The 21,878-nt window shown below is 65.4% G+C and carries 23 protein-coding genes; 9 read left to right on the plus strand and 14 right to left on the minus strand.

The window, feature by feature from the left end:
- Window positions 1-51 precede the first annotated feature (51 nt).
- The 5 genes from ACIBQZ_RS21385 to ACIBQZ_RS21405 all read right to left on the minus strand — a co-directional run bounded on the left by ACIBQZ_RS21385 (window position 52) and on the right by ACIBQZ_RS21405 (window position 4,515).
- Entirely contained in the window at window positions 52-663 is a 612-nt protein-coding gene (locus ACIBQZ_RS21385; RefSeq protein WP_396090471.1) for a GNAT family N-acetyltransferase, read from the minus strand.
- Between the two features lie 21 nt (window positions 664-684).
- Window positions 685-2,139 carry an APC family permease gene (locus tag ACIBQZ_RS21390; protein WP_396090472.1) on the minus strand — a complete coding sequence of 485 codons (1,455 nt, stop codon included), beginning with the start codon at window positions 2,137-2,139 and terminating at the stop codon, window positions 685-687.
- A gap of 109 nt (window positions 2,140-2,248) precedes the next feature.
- Window positions 2,249-3,058, minus strand: coding sequence for a GPP34 family phosphoprotein (locus tag ACIBQZ_RS21395; protein ID WP_396090473.1), 810 nt, complete (start codon window positions 3,056-3,058; stop codon window positions 2,249-2,251).
- Window positions 3,059-3,143: 85 nt separating this feature from the next.
- Window positions 3,144-3,977, minus strand: a complete 834-nt coding sequence (locus ACIBQZ_RS21400; protein WP_396090474.1) for an SAM-dependent methyltransferase — start codon at window positions 3,975-3,977, stop codon at window positions 3,144-3,146.
- 283 nt (window positions 3,978-4,260) lie between these two features.
- The gene (locus ACIBQZ_RS21405) at window positions 4,261-4,515 is read right to left on the minus strand and encodes a hypothetical protein (protein WP_396090475.1); all 255 of its coding nucleotides are present in this window, start codon (window positions 4,513-4,515) and stop codon (window positions 4,261-4,263) included.
- Window positions 4,516-5,465: 950 nt separating this feature from the next.
- Here ACIBQZ_RS21405 and ACIBQZ_RS21410 point away from each other — a divergent pair.
- The 4 genes from ACIBQZ_RS21410 to ACIBQZ_RS21425 all read left to right on the plus strand — a co-directional run bounded on the left by ACIBQZ_RS21410 (window position 5,466) and on the right by ACIBQZ_RS21425 (window position 9,149).
- Window positions 5,466-5,909, plus strand: a complete 444-nt coding sequence (locus ACIBQZ_RS21410; protein ID WP_396090476.1) for a DUF397 domain-containing protein — start codon at window positions 5,466-5,468, stop codon at window positions 5,907-5,909.
- A complete protein-coding gene (locus ACIBQZ_RS21415) occupies window positions 5,851-7,194 on the plus strand; it encodes a hypothetical protein (protein ID WP_396090477.1) in 1,344 nt (447 codons plus the stop codon). Before ACIBQZ_RS21410 ends, ACIBQZ_RS21415 begins: the two co-directional genes overlap by 59 nt.
- Entirely contained in the window at window positions 7,191-8,102 is a 912-nt protein-coding gene (locus ACIBQZ_RS21420; RefSeq protein ID WP_396090478.1) for an LLM class F420-dependent oxidoreductase, read from the plus strand. Before ACIBQZ_RS21415 ends, ACIBQZ_RS21420 begins: the two co-directional genes overlap by 4 nt.
- Before the next feature lie 705 nt (window positions 8,103-8,807).
- Complete coding sequence (locus tag ACIBQZ_RS21425) at window positions 8,808-9,149, plus strand: Lsr2 family protein (RefSeq protein ID WP_396090525.1); 342 nt, start codon at window positions 8,808-8,810, stop codon at window positions 9,147-9,149.
- A gap of 471 nt (window positions 9,150-9,620) precedes the next feature.
- Here ACIBQZ_RS21425 and ACIBQZ_RS21430 read toward each other — a convergent pair whose 3' ends face one another.
- From ACIBQZ_RS21430 to ACIBQZ_RS21440, 3 genes are all read right to left on the minus strand, one after another.
- Window positions 9,621-9,830, minus strand: a complete 210-nt coding sequence (locus ACIBQZ_RS21430; RefSeq protein WP_396090479.1) for a helix-turn-helix transcriptional regulator — start codon at window positions 9,828-9,830, stop codon at window positions 9,621-9,623.
- Between the two features lie 134 nt (window positions 9,831-9,964).
- Window positions 9,965-11,425 carry a hypothetical protein gene (locus ACIBQZ_RS21435; RefSeq protein ID WP_396090480.1) on the minus strand — a complete coding sequence of 487 codons (1,461 nt, stop codon included), beginning with the start codon at window positions 11,423-11,425 and terminating at the stop codon, window positions 9,965-9,967.
- Window positions 11,426-11,523: 98 nt separating this feature from the next.
- On the minus strand, window positions 11,524-11,895 hold the full coding sequence (locus ACIBQZ_RS21440) for a hypothetical protein (RefSeq protein ID WP_396090481.1): 372 nt from the start codon (window positions 11,893-11,895) through the stop codon (window positions 11,524-11,526).
- A gap of 49 nt (window positions 11,896-11,944) precedes the next feature.
- On the opposite strand from ACIBQZ_RS21440, the gene ACIBQZ_RS21445 reads away from it, so the two are divergent.
- Entirely contained in the window at window positions 11,945-13,093 is a 1,149-nt protein-coding gene (locus ACIBQZ_RS21445; RefSeq protein ID WP_396090482.1) for a tyrosine-type recombinase/integrase, read from the plus strand.
- A 436-nt stretch (window positions 13,094-13,529) separates the two neighbouring features.
- On the opposite strand, the gene ACIBQZ_RS21450 is transcribed toward ACIBQZ_RS21445, so the two are convergent.
- Together ACIBQZ_RS21450 and ACIBQZ_RS21455 are read right to left on the minus strand one after the other, a co-directional pair.
- A complete protein-coding gene (locus ACIBQZ_RS21450; protein WP_396090483.1) occupies window positions 13,530-13,967 on the minus strand; it encodes a chemotaxis protein CheW in 438 nt (145 codons plus the stop codon).
- 636 nt (window positions 13,968-14,603) lie between these two features.
- A complete protein-coding gene (locus tag ACIBQZ_RS21455) occupies window positions 14,604-15,062 on the minus strand; it encodes a hypothetical protein (RefSeq protein ID WP_396090484.1) in 459 nt (152 codons plus the stop codon).
- A gap of 208 nt (window positions 15,063-15,270) precedes the next feature.
- On the opposite strand from ACIBQZ_RS21455, the gene ACIBQZ_RS21460 reads away from it, so the two are divergent.
- Window positions 15,271-15,639 (plus strand): hypothetical protein, encoded by a 369-nt coding sequence (locus ACIBQZ_RS21460; RefSeq protein ID WP_396090485.1) that lies wholly within the window; start codon window positions 15,271-15,273, stop codon window positions 15,637-15,639.
- 111 nt (window positions 15,640-15,750) lie between these two features.
- The gene (locus ACIBQZ_RS21465; RefSeq protein ID WP_396090486.1) at window positions 15,751-16,065 is read left to right on the plus strand and encodes a hypothetical protein; all 315 of its coding nucleotides are present in this window, start codon (window positions 15,751-15,753) and stop codon (window positions 16,063-16,065) included.
- 277 nt (window positions 16,066-16,342) lie between these two features.
- On the opposite strand, the gene ACIBQZ_RS21470 is transcribed toward ACIBQZ_RS21465, so the two are convergent.
- Entirely contained in the window at window positions 16,343-17,305 is a 963-nt protein-coding gene (locus tag ACIBQZ_RS21470; RefSeq protein ID WP_396090487.1) for a hypothetical protein, read from the minus strand.
- Window positions 17,306-17,493: 188 nt separating this feature from the next.
- On the opposite strand from ACIBQZ_RS21470, the gene ACIBQZ_RS21475 reads away from it, so the two are divergent.
- A complete protein-coding gene (locus ACIBQZ_RS21475) occupies window positions 17,494-17,967 on the plus strand; it encodes a hypothetical protein (protein WP_396090488.1) in 474 nt (157 codons plus the stop codon).
- A 355-nt stretch (window positions 17,968-18,322) separates the two neighbouring features.
- Here ACIBQZ_RS21475 and ACIBQZ_RS21480 read toward each other — a convergent pair whose 3' ends face one another.
- Window positions 18,323-18,769 (minus strand): IS30 family transposase, encoded by a 447-nt coding sequence (locus tag ACIBQZ_RS21480; protein ID WP_396090526.1) that lies wholly within the window; start codon window positions 18,767-18,769, stop codon window positions 18,323-18,325.
- A gap of 196 nt (window positions 18,770-18,965) precedes the next feature.
- Complete coding sequence (locus ACIBQZ_RS21485; RefSeq protein WP_396090489.1) at window positions 18,966-19,283, minus strand: helix-turn-helix domain-containing protein; 318 nt, start codon at window positions 19,281-19,283, stop codon at window positions 18,966-18,968.
- 358 nt (window positions 19,284-19,641) lie between these two features.
- Between ACIBQZ_RS21485 and ACIBQZ_RS21490 the strand changes: the two genes are divergently transcribed.
- Complete coding sequence (locus ACIBQZ_RS21490; RefSeq protein ID WP_396090490.1) at window positions 19,642-20,331, plus strand: hypothetical protein; 690 nt, start codon at window positions 19,642-19,644, stop codon at window positions 20,329-20,331.
- 446 nt (window positions 20,332-20,777) lie between these two features.
- On the opposite strand, the gene ACIBQZ_RS21495 is transcribed toward ACIBQZ_RS21490, so the two are convergent.
- Window positions 20,778-21,374: a hypothetical protein gene (locus tag ACIBQZ_RS21495; protein WP_396090491.1), complete on the minus strand. Its 597-nt coding sequence runs from the start codon at window positions 21,372-21,374 to the stop codon at window positions 20,778-20,780.
- Window positions 21,375-21,878: the final 504 nt, after the last annotated feature.

Genomic DNA, 21,878 nt, shown 5'->3' on the forward strand with positions numbered 1-21,878 from the left:
GGGTTGGTGCTTGGGCTGTAGTGGAACTCGGCGGGCTGGACGAGGTCGGTGTTATCCGTTCTCCGCGGGTCGCCACATGCGGTACAGCACCGTGTCGTCGGTGACGGCGATGGTGGGCGGGTTCATGTCGGTGTAGCCGTGCCGCCGGTAGAGGGCCCGGTTCTGCAGCCCGGTGGCTTCCAGATAGGCGGGGATGCCGTCGGCGTCGAGACGGGCGTGGGTGTGGTTCATGAGCCGGCTGCCCAGCCCGTGGTTCCACCGGTCGGGGCGTACGGCGAGGAACAGCAGGTGCCAGTGCGCGTCGGTGGGGTGGTGGGCTTCCATCTGCAGGTCGAGGTGCTGAAACCGCGGCAGGTACTCGGCGGCGAGTTCGGCCAGGTGTTTGTCGTAGCCGTCGGGCTCGCTCGCCTCACCGGTGCGGTCGAACCAGATCGCGGCGGCGTCGGCATCTGAGGTCACGACGACCTGCCCGGCCCCGCTGATGGCATGGGCGATGTGGAGCCGGTACCAGTCCCGGGCGAGCCTCCGGCGTCGGGATACGTCGGGGACGAGGTAGTGGATGACCTTGAGGTGGTCGAAGGCGTCGGTGACGATGTCGGCCACGGTGTCGATGTCGTCGGGACCGGCGACACGCAGGGCAGGGGTGTCGTTGCTGGGGCTCATCGGTGGAGGGCTTCCTTTGGTTCAGAGGATGGCGGACAGGCCGGAGGCGGAGGCGGTGGCGCTGCGGGCACCACGACCGATGCCCTCATAGACCTCGGGTCGGGTGTGTTTGAGGATCAGGCCCCAGACGGTGCCGGCGACGAAGATCGCCAGCAGGGCGATCGGGACGATCCGGGCGGGGCCGGTGCCGGGGGCGACGCCGTAGAGGGCGGCGAGGTTGTCGACCGCGAGGTAGGCCACGACCAGCAGGACCGCGGTGGCGAGCAGCGGGGCGAGGCGTCGCCGCCACAGGTTCTCGCCGTGAGGGGTACGGGCGAAGAACCCGAGGACGGCGATGCTGGTCAGGGCGTAGAGCAGCAGGACACCGAGGCCGCCGGTGGTGGACCCCCAGTAGAACAACTGCACGAGGGGATCCCAGCCGGCGACGGCGTAGACGGCCAGCACGCCTAGGGCAAGTGTGGTCTGGGCGATCGAGGCGTTGCGGGGTGCGCCCTTGATCGTGCAGCGGCCGAACATGCGGGGCAGGACACCTTCACGGCCGAGGGCGAAGGTGTAGCGGGTGATGGCGTTGTGGAAGGCCAGCAGCGCGGCGACAAGCCCGGTGCCGAGCAACACCTTTCCGACCGTGACCGCGCTCTGGCCGAGCATGATCGCGGCCTCGTTGAAGAACAGGTCGGCGCCCTCGGCCGCGGCCCGGTCGATGGGCTTCGGGCCGGCGGCACTGATCTGCACCCATGAGGCGAGGGCGTACGCGGCACCGATGACGGCGATGGTGACGTAGGTGGCGGTCGGGATGGTCCGTCGCGGGTCCTTGCTCTCCTCGATGTACACGACGGCCTGCTCGACGCCGGCGAACGAGGTCGCGCCCAGCACGATCAGCACCCCGAGGCTCGGCCCCGACAGGTCCTTGACCGATATCGCCGCGCCGGAGAAGGCGAATCCGGAGGTGAGCATGATCGCCAGGCTGTACAGCACGACCAGGATCGTTTCGGCGACGACCAGGAACACCAGCACGTAGCCGGACAGTTTGACCTCGTTCGCGCCGAGCAGGGCGACCACGGCCCAGGCGAGCAGGGCGGGGATGAACCAGGGCACGGTGAAGCCGAGCCAGTCGCTGAGCAGCGGGGCGCCGATCGCGGCGCCGAACGCGCCGTAGCAGCACAGCTGGAAACTGGTGTAGGTGGCCAGCGCCAGCCAGGCGGTGCCGACACCGAACGGCCGGCCGATGCCGTGCGCGACGTAGGCGTAGAACGCCCCTGCGTTGGGGATGTGCCGGGCCATCGCCAGATAGCCGACGGCGTAGATCATCAGGATCGCGGCGACCGCGATGATCGCGATCGGGAAACCGAGCAGGCCGGTCGCGGCCAGCGCGAGGGGCACGACCAGCGTGATCACCGTCAGCGGCGCCACCGACGAGGCGATCGCCGAGCCGATCGCGAACGGGCCGAGCCGGTTACGCGCGAGCGCGTACGACACGCTGGACTGTAGGACAGAGGCAGGTGCGGACACCGGGGTTCCTCCTGGAATAGGGGGTTGAGGGGTGGGGCGATGCCGTGAGGGGGGATCACCGGCGGTACGGGACGGGTCAGCGCATGGCGGCCTCGCCGACGGCGGCGTCCGCGGCGCGCAGCAGCTCCCGCAGCATCGCCTGCATGCCGGTCGTGGCCTTGTCGTCCAGGCCGAGCTGGATCTGCCGGGTGAGCATCGACCGCTCGGAGGGGCTCAGCGTGGCCAGCGCGTGGTGATGCAGCCCGGTGGCCAGGAACAGCCCGGCGAGCACGACACCGGAGCAGGGCAACGCGCGGCCGGCCTGCACTGTGTGGGTGATCGTGTTCGCCGGTGTCCCCGAGGCGTTGGAATCACAGGGCACGTATCGCACCGTGGTGCCGCCGAACAACCGGCGGCGGTCCTCACGCTGCACCAGACCTGTGCGCGACAGCCGGTCGAGGACCCTGGCCTCCGCACGCCGTTCGTAGGCCAGGTAAGAAATCCACGCGTGGAGCTGGTGGCCGGGCCGACGGTGCCGAGTCTCCTGCAGGACCGGCGGTGGCCAGCCACCGCACTCCGAGGCCCGTGGCCCCCACTGCTCCTCGCGCGCCCGGGCTGTCACCCGCACCCTCGCCGGCGTGGCGGGCCGGGTCTGTTCTTCGGCGTGCATCGTGACCAGCAGCGGCCGCAGCGCAGGGTCTGTCGGCAGGGCGGCCGCCGCCTTCGTGGTGCGGAACAGCTCGCCATCACGCAGCTCCAGACATCCACCGTGGATCAGCTCGGCCAGCAGCCCGGCGGCCAGCCCGACCCCGAGCGGCCAGTCACCGATCAGGCGAGCGCCTTTGACACCGTCGTGCGCGGCGAGCCACAGATCGTCGGTGAGCCGCGTCGACTCCGCTGACAACATGACATCGGTCCTTTCCTCCGTGACGGATTTCGCGGTCAGGTACAGCGCGAACGGGGCCCGACCGAACGTGCCCCTGTCCGAGCGCTCAGCGGGCGGGCAGGCGGGCGACGCCGGCCCACATCCACCGGGTGTCCTCGCCCGGGTCGACGTCAGCCGGGTCTGGTCGCCACCGTGCCGGCGACACCAGGCCCGGCTCGACCAGCTCCAGGCCGTCGAAGAACCCGCCGATCTGCGCCGCGGTGCGGGGAACCAGCGGCGTGGTGACACCCAGGCGTGTGAACTCCGCAGCGAGCACGCCGGCCGCCTCCGGCCGGCTGTCACCGCTCACATGCGTGATCACCACATAGCTGCCGACCGCGAGCGCGTCGCGGAACCGCGCGACGATCCCGGCCGGTGCCTCGTCGGCGGTGAACAGGTGCAGCAGCGCCACCATGAGCACCGCGACGGGCCTGCCCAGATCGATATGACTCCTCAACTGGGAATTACCGAGAACACTGTCCGGCTGGCGCACGTCGGCTCGGACCATGACGGTCTCGGGATTGTCAGCCAGAAGAGCACGACCATGCACCGCGACGAGCGCGTCGTAGTCGACGTACACCGTCCGCGCCCAGGGATTGACCGCCTGGGCGACCTCGTGCACGTTGCCCCGGGTGGGCAGACCGGCGCCCAGGTCGATGAACTGATCGATGCCCTGCCGGGCCAGGTAGGTCACCGCACGGCGGATGAACGCCCGGTTCTCCCGAGCTACCTCGCACCCGGTCGGTGCGTTCGCTGCCCGGCACACCTGGTTCAGCTGCTCCGCGGCGACCCGATCGACCTGGAAATTGTCCTTGCCACCGAGCTGGTAGTCCCAGACCCGCGCGACGTTCGGCGTGTCGATGTCCATGGTGTCGCCACCGCCCGGCTGCAGGTCAGTCACCGGTGCACTCCGTTCCTGAATGGGTCAACAGGCCAGGCACAAGGCCCTCATCGTCGGGCGATCGCCGGGTGGTGCTGCCGGGCGTCACGAGCAAGCTGCGGACGCTCACCAGGACGGGCCGGGCGCGGCGAGAGGAAGAGCTGGGGCGAGCCGACGACGTTGCGGCGCCAGGCGGCACGCCTAGCCCGAGACCTGACCGACCACGGTGAATCCGGTGTCGGTCGGGTACCGCAGGCCTCACTCGCCGCACCTCACGGGGGCGACGACACGACGGGTGAGGAACTCAGGCGGGCCGGTCGCCACAGGCGGTGAGGAGCCGGCCGAACGCCCGGGCACGCTCCGCGGCGTCCGCCCGCTGCGCGGCAGCCAGCACACGGGCCCTCCTGCGGTGCCCGCCACGGAACGCACGACCGGCGTTCTCGACGAACACCGTCAGCGGCGTGACCACAGCCGTGACAACCCCGACCAGGTACGCCGTCCTCGGCCGGGCCGTGGCCGACGCTCCTGGCGCGATGGAAGGCAGTAGTTGCTTCGCCATGCTGATGCACTCCAATGTGATCAAGCGATTGAGTCCGGACAGGCAAACGGGTTCGTGATTGGGTGGGCTGGGCGGGCCATGCGGTGGGCATCGGAGGGAGGCACGCCCAGCCCCGGCCACCCGACCGTGACGGCCAGGTGGCCCGGCTCACCCGCTGTGCCGCGGTTCGGGTGCCGCACCACAGGGGGAGCAATTCACAGAGGGTCGACCGGCTCGGGTCGCGCCACATCACCTACATCGACACACCGCCGCCAGCCGCTGCGGCGGGCCGATGCCGCTGTACCGATGCCGCTCGAATAGCGACCGGCGCAGGCCTTCAGTGACCACCAACGCGAAACCCGCATCAGATACGGCAACTCATGGTGTCCAGCGATAACATCAACCCCGATGCCATGACTTTCGCTCCTCAGATCTTGTGGCATGAACGGACAGATCTGTCCGATTCCATGGAATGGCCCGTACGGCCGGGGAGGCCGCGGGTATTTCGCCGACGGTCGTCCATTGATGGATGACTCGTGGCAAGACAACAGTCACGCAATGGTGAAAGCCTGGGAATACCGACCCGGGGACCGACCTACCGTCCTGACCGCATGTCCGATCAGGCTTCTAGCTGCAAGTTTGATGGCAAGCATGGATCCTCGCAGGGCTTCCGCTGCTGGATTCAAGGGCTAGACTCGGCGCATCCGGTTGGGTTTATATCGCCCGGGGCCGTCCTGGAAACTGTGCGGAGGTTGGGTGGTGGGTGGCAACTCGATGCTGCTCGTCTCGGACAGTCGTAAGCTCCTTACCCCGGCCGAGAAAGCGCACGCAGGTGATCGTCAAGTACGCCTTGGCACAGATTCCGGTCTTTCTGCAGACACCAGATTGCACTACCTGGGACCGTATGCGCAGCGATGCCACAGCCGAAAGCGAGTAGTTCGATCCGGTCACTGCGACCGCGGCCCGCGCTCATGACTGAGCTTGGCTACATCACCTGGTGCCAGTTCACCCGCAGCGACGCGGACGGCAACTGCGGCGAAGCTGACGCCGGGTACGCCAGTAGCGGCGTGCGCGACAGCAAGGATCGGAACGACAGCACCCTGCACTTCACCGGCCGCGCATGGTACGACTTCATCGCGTGTCCGCGGGAGACGTCGACATCTGCTGTAGCGCCGTATCCCTGCTCGCCGCGCACCGTCCGACCGAACGCTCACCACGACGCCAACGAAACGGTCCAAGCGCATCAACGGAGGTGTGATGCCGAAGCACCCGGAGACAAAGGCGAACCACACACCGAACGGCAAGCTGATCGCTGCTCGTGCACGGTTGACGTCTGCGCACCATCGGGGACAACCCATGTCCCGCTCCGAGATGGCCGACGCCGTCAACACCGTCCTCGCGAGGCTCTACCCTGATCGGAAAGGCATCAAGAGCCACTACGTCGATGACCGGTGGGTCGGCAAACTCGAACGCGGGGAGCACCACTGGTCCAGTGCCGAACGTCGGGCCGCACTGCGCACGGTCACCGGTGCGGCCACTGACGACGAAATCGGACTGTACAAACCCCGCGTGGCGTTACGCGGCACCAGCGCGGACATCCTCCGACATCTGCCTCAACCCACGCGGGCGGCGAGTCCTCACGATGGCGACGCGGCAGAACCCGACCGCGTGGCTGGTGACACCGATCCGGGCGCACCCAGCAACCACATAGACGGGCACCATCCGGATCTGGACCTGGTGGAGTTCGCGAGAGTGCTCGATCAGCACGGAATCAGTTCCGCCGAGCTGACCGCCGTCGAGCTGGCCTGTGAACGCCTCGATCACGACTTCGCGCGGACACCGCCGCACGAACTCCTCGCTAAGGTACGGATGCTAATCCGGCACGTCAGCGCCCGTCTGTCAGAGCCGCAACCGCTCGGCCACCACGAACGCCTCGTCCGGCTAGCAGCCAGGCTCGCAGGATTGCGAGCCTGGGCCTGCTTCGACATCGACGACCACAGCACAGCCGAACGCTGGTACGACGGAGCAGTAACTGCCGCACAGCAGACCAGAGCGTGGGGGCTCGGCGCGTGGCTGCTGGGTGCCCAGAGTCTGATCCCATGGCACCGTCGTGACCTCGGACGCACGGTCAAACTGATCGAGCGCGGAATCTACTTCGCCAGCCAAGGGTCGGACGCAACGACCCGTGCCTGGCTGCATGCGCTGCACGCCCGCAGCCACGCCGGAATGGGTAACACCGGCGGCTTTGAAGCCGCCTACGCCCTTGCGCAGGAAGCCGCCGAATACTCCAACGAGCGCGACCGCCGCCACGGCATGGACTTCGCCCACGGCGCCCTCGACCTGCGGTACTACCACGGCACCAGCCGACTCCTGCTGCAACAACCGGAGAAGGCAGAGCCGGAACTGACCGGATCCTTGGCCGACCTACCCGAGTCCCACACCAAAGCCCGGGCAGTCCTGAGCCTGTTCCTTGCCGACGCCGCGGTACAGCAAGACAACATCGACGAAGCCGTCGAACTCACACGACAGGCCCTGACATCCACCGTCGAGCAGCCCATCATGCCGATCCTGCAGCAAGGCCGCCGGATACAGCGGCTCGTCACGCAACGTCGTCCCGCAGAGTGCGGTCACCTCGATGCCGCGCTGCTTGACTTCAGCCAGGCTATGACTACCGTCGCGAGCCGGGCGAACAGATCATGAAGCTGACCGGTCTTGGTCTCTGGACCGCCCAGTTCGACTTCCAGCCCGCCGCCGTTGTACGGGACACCGTTCAGGAACTCGAAGACCTCGGCTACACCTCGTTGTGGACCGGTGAGAACATCGGCCGCGAACCCATCAGCCAATCCGGCATCCTTCTCGCCGCCACCCGACGCCTCACCGTCGCGACCGCCGTCGCCAACCTCTGGGCCCGCGACCCGCTGTCCATGACCGCAGCCCACCACACCCTGAGCGAGGCATACCCCGGCCGATTCATCCTCGGCCTCGGCGTCAGCCACCCGAAACTCGTCAACGAAACCCGCGGACTGCACTACCACCAGCCGCTGAAGGCCATGCGTGACTACCTCACCGCCATGGACACCCTCGCCCAGCGCTACCGGGCCACACCGGCCGACAACCCGATCCGGCTGCTCGCCGCCCTCGGCCCCCGGATGCTGAGCCTGGCCGCCGACAAGGCCGGCGGCGCACACACCTACCTAGTGCCCCCGGAACACACAGCCCGAGCTCGCCACATCCTCGGCCCCGACCGGCTACTCGTCCCCGAACAGGCCGTCGTCCTGCACAGCGACAAAGCCACAGCCCACGAGATCGGCCGACGCCACCTGCGCCGATACCTCAGCCTGCCGAACTACACCGACAACTTGCGCCGGCTCGGCTACACCACCGAAGACTTCGACCACGCCGGCAGCGACCGTCTCCTGGACGCCCTGATCGTCTGGGGCGACGAAACAGCGATCGCGAACCGGGTACGCCAGCACCGGCAAGCCGGCGCCGACCACGTCTGCCTGCAAGTCCTCGACCCCGACTTCCGCGGCCTCCCCTTGCCCCAATGGCGTCGCCTCGCCGCCATCATCTCATCGCCCAATGCACAATGGATTCCCCGACCGTAGCCACGTCGCCGCCTGTCAGCGGATCGCCTCTCGCTGTGTCCTCCGGGATGCTCGCGAACCTGCACACCGCCACCAGCGATGGACGGCGGACGACAGTTCGTAGCGGTGCCCGGCTGGAGCGACACCTTCCACCAGTGGCAACGGTTCGTCCCTGCTGTGCAGGGTGCCGACACACCAGCGCGACCTGAGCAAGGGCACCAGAAATCTTCGTCCCCGACGACATCAACGACATGGAGACCGTGCAGGCCAGCCTGGCCCAGACGCCCTCCCACACGTGACCCGCCACGCGCCGACCGCTCCCGGCGGAGCCCACCCGACCACGCCCACGACCCGCCCCGCGTACCCGTCACCACATGCGGCCTGGCAGCCGTCACGTGACCCTGCCCTCGCCGTCAACGTGCAGTGCGGTCTGGCCCTTCGTCAGAGTTGACTCCTTGAAGGTCCGCCGATCGGATACCCGGACACTGCCCGCTGCATCGGCAAATCGGTGGGCCACGAGCACAGACGTCGAAAACATCATCCACTGCGAACTGCGTTCCAGCCGACACCCACCGTTACGCCAGCGAATGGATCAGGCCATACGGCTCATACCAAGGGCCTGCTTTCGATCACCCGTGACAATCCCATTCCTGCCAGCAGCTATCGTATTGAGACACGGGGCATACATCGGATGCGCCTATGCCGATTTCCAGGAGCAGACCGCACATGGCAAAACAGATCGTCACCCTGTTGACCGACGACCTCGACGGCACCGAAGCCGACAGCACCATCGAGTTCGGCCTCGACGGTATCAACTACACCATCGACCTATCGGAGAAGAACGCCGGCAAACTCCGCAAGGCCCTCGAGCCGTACCTGAACGTCGCCTCCCGCGTCGGACGCAGCACCACCAGCCGTATCCCTGCTCGTAGCGCCGTCCCCACGAGCCGGTCGAACCGCGACCAGAACCAGGCAATCCGCGAATGGGCCGGCAAGAACGGCTACGAGGTGTCCGACCGCGGCCGGATCCCGAGCTCCGTCGTCGAGGCGTTCCACAAGAACCGCTGAAATCGACGGGTCCGCCTCCGATCGTCATGCAACGCACAGCAGGAACCTGGGTCCCTACTCGGGTGACTCGACGCAACAGCATGACGATCGGTCGACCCCTCCCGCCCGGTCGCCGAGCCTCGAGTGCCACGACGATGCGATATGGCTTTGGGGCGCCCGTTCCGCCGACTGACTTCGCCTCTGAAAGCCCGCCGAATACTCGCAGCCCGGATCTCCGTCCCAGGGCGATCGTTGCCGTTCGTCGAAGCAGCGGACCATCTCTTCGGACACTGCCGGTCATGCTCGTAGTTTCGGGCCAGTTGGGTCAGCCCACCCAGAATGCGAGTAGGTCCACCTTGCACCCCCACAGCACCAACAACACCGATCCCAGACACACAGAGCCGTGACCCTATGCGCCTGCCCGCACCCCATCGGTCGCGCAGCCATCCCGACCTGCCCCGATAGGCCGTCAGCCGCCGAGGGCGGTGACTGTCACGGGCCGGAGTCACTGGCCTGTGGCCGCTTTGCCGTGATCCATCCCTCCACGTCTTCAGCCCGCCAGACCTGGCCCTGAACTAGATCAGCTACCGGCTTCGGAAAATCCGCCCGACTGGTGATCTGATAGACCCGCTGTCTGCTGACCCCGCCGAGCCGGACCCGGATCTCGTGTGCGCCCATAAGCCGAAGCGACCGCTCTGCCATGCACACGACTATAGACAGACGACTACAGTTTGCGATCCCGCTGCTGGAGGGCGTACGTGGTGATCAGCCGCCGGTCAGCCCATGTCCGCCTGGATCCGACGGTGCCGGTGAGCGCGGAGCGACAACGCGGTGGCTCAGTCGCTGTTGATCCAGTGTGAGGAGTCGGTGATGGCGGGGACACCGGCGTGGACGAAGCGGGCTGCGACGCGGTCCCGCGCTGCCTCGGTGTGGAGGTCCCCGGAGAGTTCACCGGTTTGGACCAGGTGCTTCAAGCATCGTGTCAGGCGTTCTTCGAGATCCCCTTCGCCGGGGCTGGTCTCGAGGTCGGCGACAAGGGCCGGCAAGGACGTGTAGGGCGTCATGACGCTGTAGCTGTATTCGCGTCCGGCGTCGCCGGTCTGCGGCAGGTACTCGTACTTCTCGCGGAACACGACGCCGCGGTCGCCGGGGACGGAGGCGTCCATGGTCAGGACCAACTCGAACAGGCAGTCGCTGCCGGGCCGGTACAGCTTGAGGATCTCCTCGGTGCGGGCGAAGCCCTCCACCGTGGCGGTGACGCCGGCATCGGTGATCCACGCCGCCACCCGATACCGATTGCCCTGCCTGGCGTCCCCGCCATGAAGATGGCCTTGGGCGGCCATGGCGTCGAAGCAGACGATCAACCGGTCATCGACGCGTCCGGTGCCGGGTGACAGGCCGAGCCGCTGCTCGAAACGGTCCACCAGTACGGGCAGGTCCTCGATGGGCACGGTGACGCGGTACTCGGTACCGCCCCACCGTTCGTCGGGCGCACGGTATGCCTCGGTGAACCAGAGGACCGGGGGCCGCCAGTCGGCCCAGAACACCACCTCGAGAACCATGCCACCGGCCCGGAGGATCTCGTGTTTGCGGGGCCGGCCGTCGCCGCGGGCGACGACGGCGACGTCCGCGCACCAGGAGATGAGGCGGTCCCGGTTGCCACCTGGCGGTAGGTGCGGCCCGAGTTCGCCACGCGCGACCAGCTCCGTCAGGAGCGTCGCGGCGCTCTCATCAGGCTGGGCGGTGTGCCGCAGTGCGAACCGGTCGGCGACGGCTGCCAGGGTGTCGTAGTCGATGTGGACGTGGTTGCTGTACCCGGAGTAGACGACATCCGGGTAGCCGGCACTCGGATCGGAGAACTCCTCCTGGAGGAACACATCGAAAGCCGAGTCGTAGGCGTCGGCCGCCTTGAGCTCCACCGACAGCGTGCGTCGGAACCCGTTCGGCTCGATCGCCGCGAACAGCGGCACCCGCCGCCGGAGCGTGCGCCACCGCTCGGTATCGAACCACCGTTGCTCGTAGCCGACACCGGCCCGCCGGCAATGCGTCGCGACCTGCCCGTCATTGCCGATGTACTGATCCTTGATCTCACCCCGCTCGGCCAACACGGCCAATGCGGCCTGGAGCCGGTCGAACGTGCCGGTCTGCGGCAACCCGAAAGCCTGGGTGAAGTAGTCGGCCAGAGTGGCCACGTCTGTCTCGGCGACGCGGATCGCGCCGACCCTGCCCAGCCGGTTCGGCAGAGACCGGAACTCGACACCACCGTCCACGACGACCAGGACCACGGGCAGCGGCATGCGAACACGGTAGCGGCCCCGGTCACGTCAGGCGGGCTCAGCGGCCCCTCCCCGTTGGTCCGGCCCGCTGGTACGGGCTCAGGACGTGCAGGTTTTGATCATTGCCTGCAGGGCCGTCTCCTCCGAGCCTGCAGCGTGAGCGCCCAGTACGACTTCACGGCGATCCACATCTTGGCGTGGGTGCACCGGTAGGAGGTGATCGACGGTTGCCAGGCCGAGGGGTCCTGGTCGCCCTTGGACTGATTGATGTTGTCGGTGACGGCGATCAGTTGCGGTCGGGTGAGGTCGTTGGCGAAGCTCTGCCGCCGGCTGGTGGTCAGCCGAGACGAGAGGGTACCGGCTGCATGACGGCACCGCGTCCAAGCGAGTTCGGGATCGGGACCGTGCTGCCGAAGGAGAACAGCGCTCGGGTCGACGCAGCGTTCATAGACGATCCCAACAAGCGGGTGGCCAACGTTCTGGAATCTCATCTCCTGGTGCCTCGCGGGTGGTTAGCTTGCCGGAGTGACCCTTGTTAATATGAGCCCCGCTCACATCCACCTGCTCAAAGCCACCGTCACCCTCGCCAGGCGCGCCCACGGCTTCACTGATGAGCAGCGCCGCCTCCTCAGAGGCGCAAACCAAGTGTTGTGCAATGCGCTGCGCGGCGAGCATGAACATCTCGAGCACCTACGATCAGCATCACGCGACGTCAGCGGCGATGTCACTGCAGACATGACCGTTGAGCAGCTCGCCGACGCTTGGATCGACGAGATCCTCGTCGAGAACCGGGTCAAGCGACAGACCGTTGGCCACTACTCCGACAACCTGCACTACTTGATCCTGCCTGCCCTCGGGGACATGACCCTCCGGGAGGCCACCGTCGGTGCGCTCGACCGCCACCTCAAGACCCTCGCCAGAACCCATCCTGCTGGGGCGCAACGCTGTAAAGGCACCCTGCTGCAGATGTTCAGCCTGGCCGTCCGCCACGGCGCACTCCCCGCCAACCCCGTTCGCGACGTCGGCCGGCTACCGAAACCACACAAGATCGTCCAGGCCATGACCTTCGACGAGATCGAAAGGGTCCGCCACGCCCTGCACCTGTGGCGCACCACCAAGGCCGTGGGGCCCAAGAAGAGCCGCGCCTGCACCGACCTGTTCGACCTGTTGTTGGCCACGGGCTGCCGTATCGGCGAAGCGTGCGCTCTGCGCTGGCAGGACATCGACCTGCCCGCTGGGACCCTCACCGTCGCCGGCACCATGGTCTATCTCAGGAACACCGGCTGGGAACGCCAGGACTTCCCCAAGACCCTCGCGGGGCAACGCACGATCCACCTACCACCGTTCGCCCTAGCCATACTTCGCCGCCGCCGATCCGAGGAACCCCATCAGCGGGCAGACCCCCTCTTCGCCAGCCGCGCCGGCACGTTCGTACAGCCGGACAACATGCGCCGCTCACTACGCTGCGCCCTGCAACGACAGGCCGATCTCAAATGGGTAAGCCCCCACGTATTCCGCAAGACCGTCGCCACCGTCCTGAGCGGACAGGGCCTGGTCACCGAAGCCGCCGCCCAGCTCGGGCACGTCAACGAGAACATCACCAAGAAGTTCTACATCCAGAAACCCTCGACCGCCCCCGACGTCAGCCACGCCCTCGAAATCCTCATCAACGGAAGCGGGCAACACTGAGCTCGGCCGTCATGAGCGGATAGCTATCGGGGATCAAACAACATATGGTGACCATGGCCTGCGAAGTCTTCTACACGCGCCGTATCCGCTCCTAGACGTCGTATCTACTGCCTGACCCGGCGTGATGGTGCAGAGCCGAGTCGACACCGTACAGGCCGGGGTGGCCCGTGACGCCGGACCGAACCCAGCAGCGACCCAGACGAGCACGTACGTGCTGCCGGCGTTTCTGGGGTGCGCGCATTATCGGCGGCAGTTGAGTGAACTCAACATTGGCCGGAGCGGACCATGAGTTTGGGTGGCCGGATGTTCACTTGAACACCATTCGCCGGTTCTGCGCCGTCGCTTGTAGGTCGGCTTGTCAATGGCCCGGGCTGAGGCGACCGTCGTATGTCTTCCGGTCGCCGACGTCGATGTCCGGGCGCTCCCGCCGGCTCATTCAAACTGCGGCACGGGCGGTATTGACGCACTCGTCGACATCGAGCACCAGCAGCAGCCGATCCTCGGTCTTGTACGACCCGACAATCATCGCCCGGGTCGGCCCGGTCAGTGTGTCCGGTGGGAGCTCGAACGCCGTATCGTCCAGGTCGGCGACCAATCCGATCCGGTCCACCAGCAGGCTCACCGGTTCACCGCCGGTCAGCACGACCACGTTGATGACCGAACCCGACATCGACCTGGGCGGCAGCCCGAACCGGACCCGCAGGTCCACCGTCCCGATGACCTCGCCGCGCAGGTTGAACAGTCCGCCGCACTCGTCCGGGGCGAGCGGCATCGGCGTGTAAATCTCGTTGAGGAGGACTTCCTGCACGGTTTCTACGGGGACCCCGAGGAACTGGTTCGCTACCTCGAAAGTCACGAACTGACGGCTCGGCATGAGTTGCTCTCCAGGGTCTGCTGGCCGCCAGGCTTCGCCGGGACGTACCAGTTGCTCTAATCGGCCCGCCACCCGGTCAACTCAAGGCAATCCCGGATCGGAACACGTCATTCGTCACATCGAGGCGTGCTCAGTGTCGACAAGCTCTACCCGCCACACGTGAAGACCGCGACGGAAGGCCCCCGAGCCTTGGTCGATGGGCGGCACGTCGCCAGGCCGTGCGGCGACCACGCTGTACGGGCACCACGGCACCAAGAGTGCGCCTCCGGCAGTGAACGAGCGGTGACGCGACGCGGGGCTGCGCTGGTAGCACTTGTGTCAGCCCAACTCCAGGTGAGCGAGCTTGGCAGGCACCGCGACGCGACAGCAGCGACCGACTCGCTGATCTTGACGGGGAACGCGTCGTTCGGGCCCTCCTGTAGGCCGAACTGCTGCCGATGCCGGAGATCTGCCCAGCCGTCACGAGATTCGTCACCAAGCCCAGCGCCCGCATGTCGTCCGCCGTCAACGCCTTGCGCTTCGCCATCACCGGCAGGACCGGAATTTGGCCGGCCACCTTCCGACACACAAAGCGTGACGACCTTCGCCGGCCAACGTGTCCGATCGGCGGCACGAGCGTGCGTCGGCGCTTCAAGCTCAATCGCAGAAGTTGAACACCGTTTCGCCCACGCTTGCCGGGCGCCACGAATCAATCTGCAGCCAATCCGCCTTTCCCAGCGCAGCAGTGTCCACGGCGCCGAGCGGCGAGTCGAGCACATGACGACTCATCACGACGAAGCCGATCTCGGCGAAGGCGGCGGCCCAGGCCGGAGGGTCAACGAAGGCTTTCGGCTCAAGGTCCCCGGTGTCCTCTCCCGCGAAGGCGATCCACGGGTACATGGCGTTGCAGAGGATCGCGAGCCGCTCATTCGGCGCGACGATTACAGCGGAGTGAAAGTTGCGCGGATAGGCGCTCTCGACGACCTGTTCGACGGCGCCACCGGCGGCCCGTGCGGCCTCGTGGCAACCACCTCGGAACGTGCGGACCGGGACCTCCGGGAGTTTCGGCTCCTTGCCAGAGCGGAACCCTGTCACTCCTCGTTCCAGCCGAACCACCGCATCACCCTCCCCGTGCCCGGTGACACGATACGACGGCGCCCGGACGGAGCGACCCGATGTACTCTCGTCGGCACCACGGACGTCACCCGTGCCACTGCTGCGGTGACTCTCAATAGCGCCCGGTATGCGGCAGAGGACGTCACGTCAGTGCGCATACGATCCTGCCCTACCGTGATGTTCTGTTCCCTAGGCATCGAGGATCACCATGACGGACGAGCCCGCCTGGCCGTTGGAGAAACTGTCCGCCCTACGGCTGGGCAGGCGTTTGGCGGTCGAGGTGCAGGCCACGCAGCCAGGACGACGCGCCTTCATCGACATCACACCGGGCAAAGTCGCAACCGACGCGCAGTCTCGCCGCGAAGGATGGACCCACAGGAGCACTGCCCGGACATTTCAGGTCGAACATTGGGAGTACGACGCCGATCTGATTGACGGATTCGACTACGACATCGGAGCTGTGCTGCTGCGAAGTGACGCCGCAGCCGATGAGTCGGAGCTCTTGACGATCGTGCGTGCGTGGCTGCTGAACCCGTACCAGTTCCTCTACGCCTGGGACACTGCCGACCCTCGGTAGCTCCGTCGACGGGGCCCCTGACTCTTCATGCGCGGATTGCGGCAGAAGAGGAAGCCGCGAAGCGGCGCCCGTGAGCTTGTCCGGCCGCTCCGCACCGTTCATTATCTCCGCATGTACTACGTCCACGCCGAGGTGGTCCGTTGGGTCGATGAAGAGTGGCCGGGACGGGTGCAGGTGTGCCTCGCCGAGTCGGACGGCACTGTGGCAATGCTTGTCGACAAGATCCCGGTTTTCGACTCCGATGATCGGTTGAAACCGGGAACCGATCTTCCGATAGGTATTGAAATCCCGTGCGACCTGCTCGGCTGGACGGTGAAGCAGGGTGGCAAGCGGACTGCCCGCGTCCGACTGCACTTCCATGTCGAGGACCAGGATGGCCGGACGACGTTCAACGTCACCGAAGGCGCACTCGTTGAGCGCTCGTAGAAAGTCCGGGAACGTCGGCCGTCGGCGTGTCGTGCTTCCGCCAACGCCAAAGGTGCGCAACTCGCGGCAATTGAGCGCGTATCGCCTCTTCCGCGATGCGCTCCCCGCTGACCGGCGCTGATGCATTTCAGCAGGTACAAGGCTGAGGCGGCTCAGCTTGGACGGCCGACCGTTCCTCGATCTGCTTTGTTGGAAGTGATGACGGACCGGCATCAACTTGAGCGATGAGCTGACCATGAATCACCGGGGGGACCCATTCCCCTGTGAGGACGGGTTGCTAGAGCAATGCCGAGGCGATGGCTGGGAGGACGTCGGCTAGGTCAAACAATCGCACCCGGCCGGCGTGCGTGGCGGTGAAGGTTTGCAGCGAGATCGGCTCTGAACCGTAGTGGGTCTGATAGCGGGCGCGTAGGTGCTTCGACGAGCGGGATAGTAGGTCGGCGACCGGCGTGGTGCTGGTACGCAGGAACCGCAGTGGTTGTTCGCCGGCGACCCACAATTCGGGACGGCGGCCCGACTCGTCTAGCGCGAGGTGCACCAGATCTGCCGTCAGGGTCCGCTTGCGCATCATGTCGCCGCCCGACCATACGGCGACCTTGAACTCAGCGACGCGCAGATTCGTCTCCAAGTCGTAGGGCCGCGACTTGTCATTGCCGGGCCCCAACGATGGCCGGTTGATCACGGTTTCGCCCTCGTTGAGGATGGCGGGCAGCGCAAGTGCGATTACCGCGGCGTGTATGACGTCGCTAACTCGGCCGACGTCCCGCCGGACGATCAGTGCCGCGCGTAGCAGGTCGTCAGTGAGGCCAGCCTGCGCGGTGACGGCGGCGACGGTGTGCCGATCGGCGTTGACGAGCTGATGTTCGAGTGCGCTGACTCCGTCGGTGAGTGGGCTGCCCCGCAGGAAGGTCACCAGGGTGGAGAATGCGGCGCCGGCTTGTTCGGCGCTGACGTGCGGAGCCGGCCGTGCTTGTGGCTCTGGACCTGATGCGCCGGTCGGCGAGTTAGGCGAGGAACTGGTCACGAACCCGAGCCGGGTCAGCACTGAGCTGGCGGCGTGCGACCTAAAGCGATCTCGGGAGATCCCTGAACCCGCCTCCAGCGCCTGCTTAACTGGGAAACGGATGCCCGCGACATCGACCCAGTGTGTCCGTACGGGCTCGGGGACCTGCTCGCGCAGGAGCGCCGCCACCGCTTCTGCGTCGAGCTCGACCACATCGCCATCAATGGTGAACCGCATCGGCTATCTCCCGTCAGACCTCTGGCACCGTATCCGACGCTTCACCTCGTGCTCCAAAGCTGGGCTTGGACGACGAGTCGCTGTAGGGCTGTGCGATGCCCTCGAGGAACTGCTTTCTCACCCGGTCGGGTTCCGTCCGCCGCGAACCCGCCATTCCGCTCCAGATGACATGAAGGCACGATGGCCCGATGGCAGACAGCTCATGGTGGGTCCCGCTCGTCTCCGGGGCGATGGGCGTGGCCGGCGCTCTCGGCGGCACCTGGCTGACCCAGCACCGTTCGAACCAGCGCGACGAACAGAACTGGCAGCGGCAACGCGCCGACCGGCTCCGCGACACCCGCGGGCAGCTCTACCTGGACCTGATGGAGTACCTCGAGAACCTGTTCAATCAACTGACTACCGACGATGACGACGTCCGCAACCTAGGTTCGATTCCCGAGGTCCCGCCGCGTGAGCGACTGACCGTCCGCGTAGATTTGTACGGAAGTGAGGTGCTGCGGGAGGCATGGTCGGAGGCGCTGCTCCGGTACGACATGATCGCGGCGGAGCGGCAGGACAACGGCATCGAGGAGGTCTCAAAGGAGACTGTTCAGGCCGCGGTGACGGCAATCGTGGAGGCTCAAAAGCTCCTGCGTCAACTGGCCATCGACGTGCTTTCCTAATCGGCCGCGCTCGGCAGCCTGTGGTCGTCGGATCGGGGCTTCAGCGCGACCCATGATTGATCTTGTGTGCACACAGGCACAGCTACCGCGGCATGGGTGATCGACCTCCAGGCGCGCAGCGTGTCTGGCCGACTCGAGGTCCGTTCACAGCTTCGAATGGACTCAAGTGCTGATCGATCTCGCTCAGGTTGTGCGCGTGCCTCGGCGGCATGGCCCGGTTTCTCCTCCTTGGGTAAGGCGGTCCGGTCCAATGGCGGAGACATCACCGTCGACGATGACAGCAGGCCGATCGGAAACAGAGAGATAGTGATGACTGACGGTGCGTTACGGACAGCAAGAGCACCACACGGCGAATTCAATCAGTGGAAGCATTTGCCTCGACGAGTTCGGCGAATATCTCGGAGGGCTTCTTCCAATTATGGATCTTACGGGGTCGGTCGTTGATATCGGAAGCCACCATCGCTAAATAGTTGGGGTCCGAGGTGATCGGGACGCCCTTCGGGAAGAACTCCCGGAAGATCCGGTTCAGGTTTTCGTTGCTGCCGCGTTCCCATGGCGAGTGCGGGTAAGCGAAGAACACCGGCAGCCCGGTCGCGGTGATCGTGGCGTGTCGGGCCATCTCCGCACCGCAGTCCCAGGTCAGCGACCGGCGGATCTGCGTCGGCAGGCCATGTGTGGCGGCGATGACGGCCTCGCCGACGCTCAGCGAGTCCCGGCCGATCAACGGGACCAGGATCAGGAACCGTGACGTGCGTTCGACCAGCGTCGCGACGGCGCTCTTGCCGCCCTTGCCGATGACCAGGTCACCTTCCTAATGTCCTGGGACCGCCCGCCCGGCTACCTCAGCGGGACGTTCTTCCAGGTAGCGAGGCTCACGGATCCGTGGCGCGGGCACTGGCCGTGGCCCTGATCGGCGTGCCGGGCGCCCGGTCCGCAGCCGGATCAGCTCGCGGGCCAGGGTCGACACCGGCTGGGCGTAGATCCACTGGTAGATCGCTTCATGGGACACCCGTACAGCCTGATCGTGACGGTAGTCGTACGGCAACCGGCCCGCGATCGACGCCGGTGACCAGCCCGCACGCAGCAGCCCGGTGACCACCGCCCGCAGCCGCACCGACCGTGCGACCGTGTGGCGCTTCGGGCGTTCCCGGCCGGATCTTGCGGGCGCTTGCGGCCGTCGCGCGGTAGCCGGCCCGGCCGCCGTGCCGGCTCACCTCCCGCGAGATGACCGACGGATCTCGATCTACTCGCACACCGATTTCCTTGTACAGCAAACCTTCCGCGAGACCACGAGATATTTCTTCACGATCGAGCACTGTCTACATCACACGCACGGCAGGAATCCTGTCCCACCAAACAACCAAGATCAAAATGCTACGACCGGCTGAACTCGCCGTCACCTGCGCGGTCGAACCGTTGGGGTCGTCCTGAGGGTGAGAGGCCGCGATCCTTGCAGCCGCCAAGCGTCGTGGCTGTTTCCGGGGCATCGCGCGATCTCAGGTAGATCATTCTGCTGGCCCGGAAGATGATCACGAGGAGGTCATACGTACGAGTAAGGGCCACCGGGACATGTGGCGTTGCTGAGTATCTCTACTCTCGGGAGAGTGGACTGAGCTGGCATCCGGCATACTGTCGAGCCTCATCGCTGTCGCCTTGGTTGAAATTTACCTTCGAGTGCGTCGAGAGGCCGGTCGTCGAAAGTTGCGCGGTGTTCTTGCTTTCAACGGCAAACCGTCTCACATTGTCACAGCGACATTCAACCTTCCCTTACATGGTGGCGTGTATGGCGCCCAACCATACGAGCTGCCACCCACTCCGATGATCGGCGCCGACGATCTCTTTGCATCCGCCTTAGCGATTGAGGTTTCGCGACGAGCAGGGAGCGATCCCCTCGTCACGTCGGCAACCGGTGTGGAGCTCGGCGCTAACGCCATATGCATAGGCGGATGGTCAGGCAACGCAGTTAGCGACTCCCTCCTTCGAGTGTACTGTCGAGGATTCATTGTCATCAACCGGCAAAATGAATTTACAAACTTCGACAGTATCCGTTACGAGTGTGGCGGCAGTGTCTTCCAGGACGACAAGGACACAGCACACGGGTTCTTGGTGAAGCTCAGCCCAAAGATGACCGGCCTCGACGGACCGGTGTTCATGCTTTGGGGTCATCACGGAATCGGCACCTTGGCTAGCGCCAACTATCTTTCGACTCATTATGGTGCCTTATATCGCCTTCAGCGGGATTCTTTCTTCATTGTACTTCGCATAAGCAAAAGCCTTGGCTACCGAGCGAGCTCAAACCACTTTGTCGACATTTCTCAGGAAGCGTTCGAGCCACAAGGTAACCCAACGGTGGATGGAAACTGAGGCCCTTCGTGTCAAAAACAAAACTTGGGCCCAGGAGGCAGGTTAAACATTTCTCCCCGAAGCCGCGGGTTATAGTGTGGCGTGTCTGAAGTGGTTTGACTGTATGGGTGCGGGACAATTAGGCACGCCTGTTGCCGAGGGCATCCGTATGTGACTTTGAGCGACGACGGGCTGACGACCAAGCCCCCGAGGCATTCACTGCGACGGAGCTGTGCCGTCAACTTGTCGAGCGTCTACAGCTAGGACCGCTCAACCGGCGTACACTTCTGGCGCTGTCAGCTAAAGTGGCCACCTGTTAGGGCAAGTTTGCCTCGCAAATCACGGACCGCTATGAGCGCACTCTCATCGGCAGTTCAGCACGCGGGGCAGGCCCGAAGGTCGGCAACCTGCGTGCTCGCCGGTTAAATAGCTCGCTCGCTCGGTCGGCGGCACGAGAGGGGGGCACCTTAGCTACTCATAGTATTTCGCCAGTTTGTGTCAACCGTCGGCGCGCGACTGAACCAAATCGTTGCCTCGAACTCGGACTTGAAATCCCGGTCACCTAGGGCATATTCGAACGATCCCTTCACCAAAACATCGCGAGCCGCGCCGATCCACTCGCTGAGCTCCGGGCTTGAGGAAAAGTCAATGGGGTAATTTCCCTCTTCCCCCGGCATAAGCACTTTATACTCAGGCTCCTGGCGCGTGATCGCGTCAAATACCTCCTCCTGCAGTGGAACTTTTGGGCAGATGACCAAGCTTAGGCGTGCCTTCTGTGCAGGTAGCGCTCCGAAGTTGCGCAATTGGATTCGCAAGATCCGCTTACGATCTTCACTCTCGGAGAACTCGAATGCGAAGAGGCCGATCCATGGCCGCATTCGTGAGCCTATCTCGTCCTCGACTGCCCGCCTTTGCTCCTTCGATTCACGCAACGACAACCAGGCGAAGATAACCGCAAATACCGCAGATGCGGTAGCCACTGCTTCAACACTTGCGGGGTTGAATCCCCACTCGTCCAATGCAAAAGCTCCCGCCTGCCCCAAAGCGCTAGTGAAGTGCTTCATCAGTTGCCATCATAGATGCAGTCCGCCAGTATGGAGCGGCGCACTCATCTCGGCAGATGAACGCGTAGGCAAAGACAACGCCGTGGTTGCGGACACGTCGAGGCTCCTCGTCCGTCGGCAGGGTGGTCGCCCGACCAGCATCCGTGGTCGACACGTCCGTACGCAGTCGCCGTGCCAGGACGCTGGACACAGGTCGCAGCACCAGGTCGTGCCCGCCGCTGACGATTCCGTTGCCCAACGACGTGATCCATGTGTGATCGACGGTTCTGGCGCGGGTCACCCCTGCCCGGCACTAGTCGGCAGAAGCCCGACTTCCGTGAGCCTATAGAGCCCTAGATGCTGGCACCAAACGGCACAGAAATTAACCGGGCGGCACGGCCCATAGGGGACTCTTGAACCGCTGGTCGCGTCGAAACCATGCCCCGATACTGTAGTGCCATCGCCGGCCCGTCATCCCATCGTCAACGGAGCAGTAACGGAGCGACGGAAATCCACATGGGACAA

Source organism: Actinoplanes sp. NPDC049599 (genome assembly GCF_044465625.1).
In the GTDB taxonomy this organism is placed as follows: Bacteria; Actinomycetota; Actinomycetes; order Mycobacteriales; family Micromonosporaceae; genus Actinoplanes.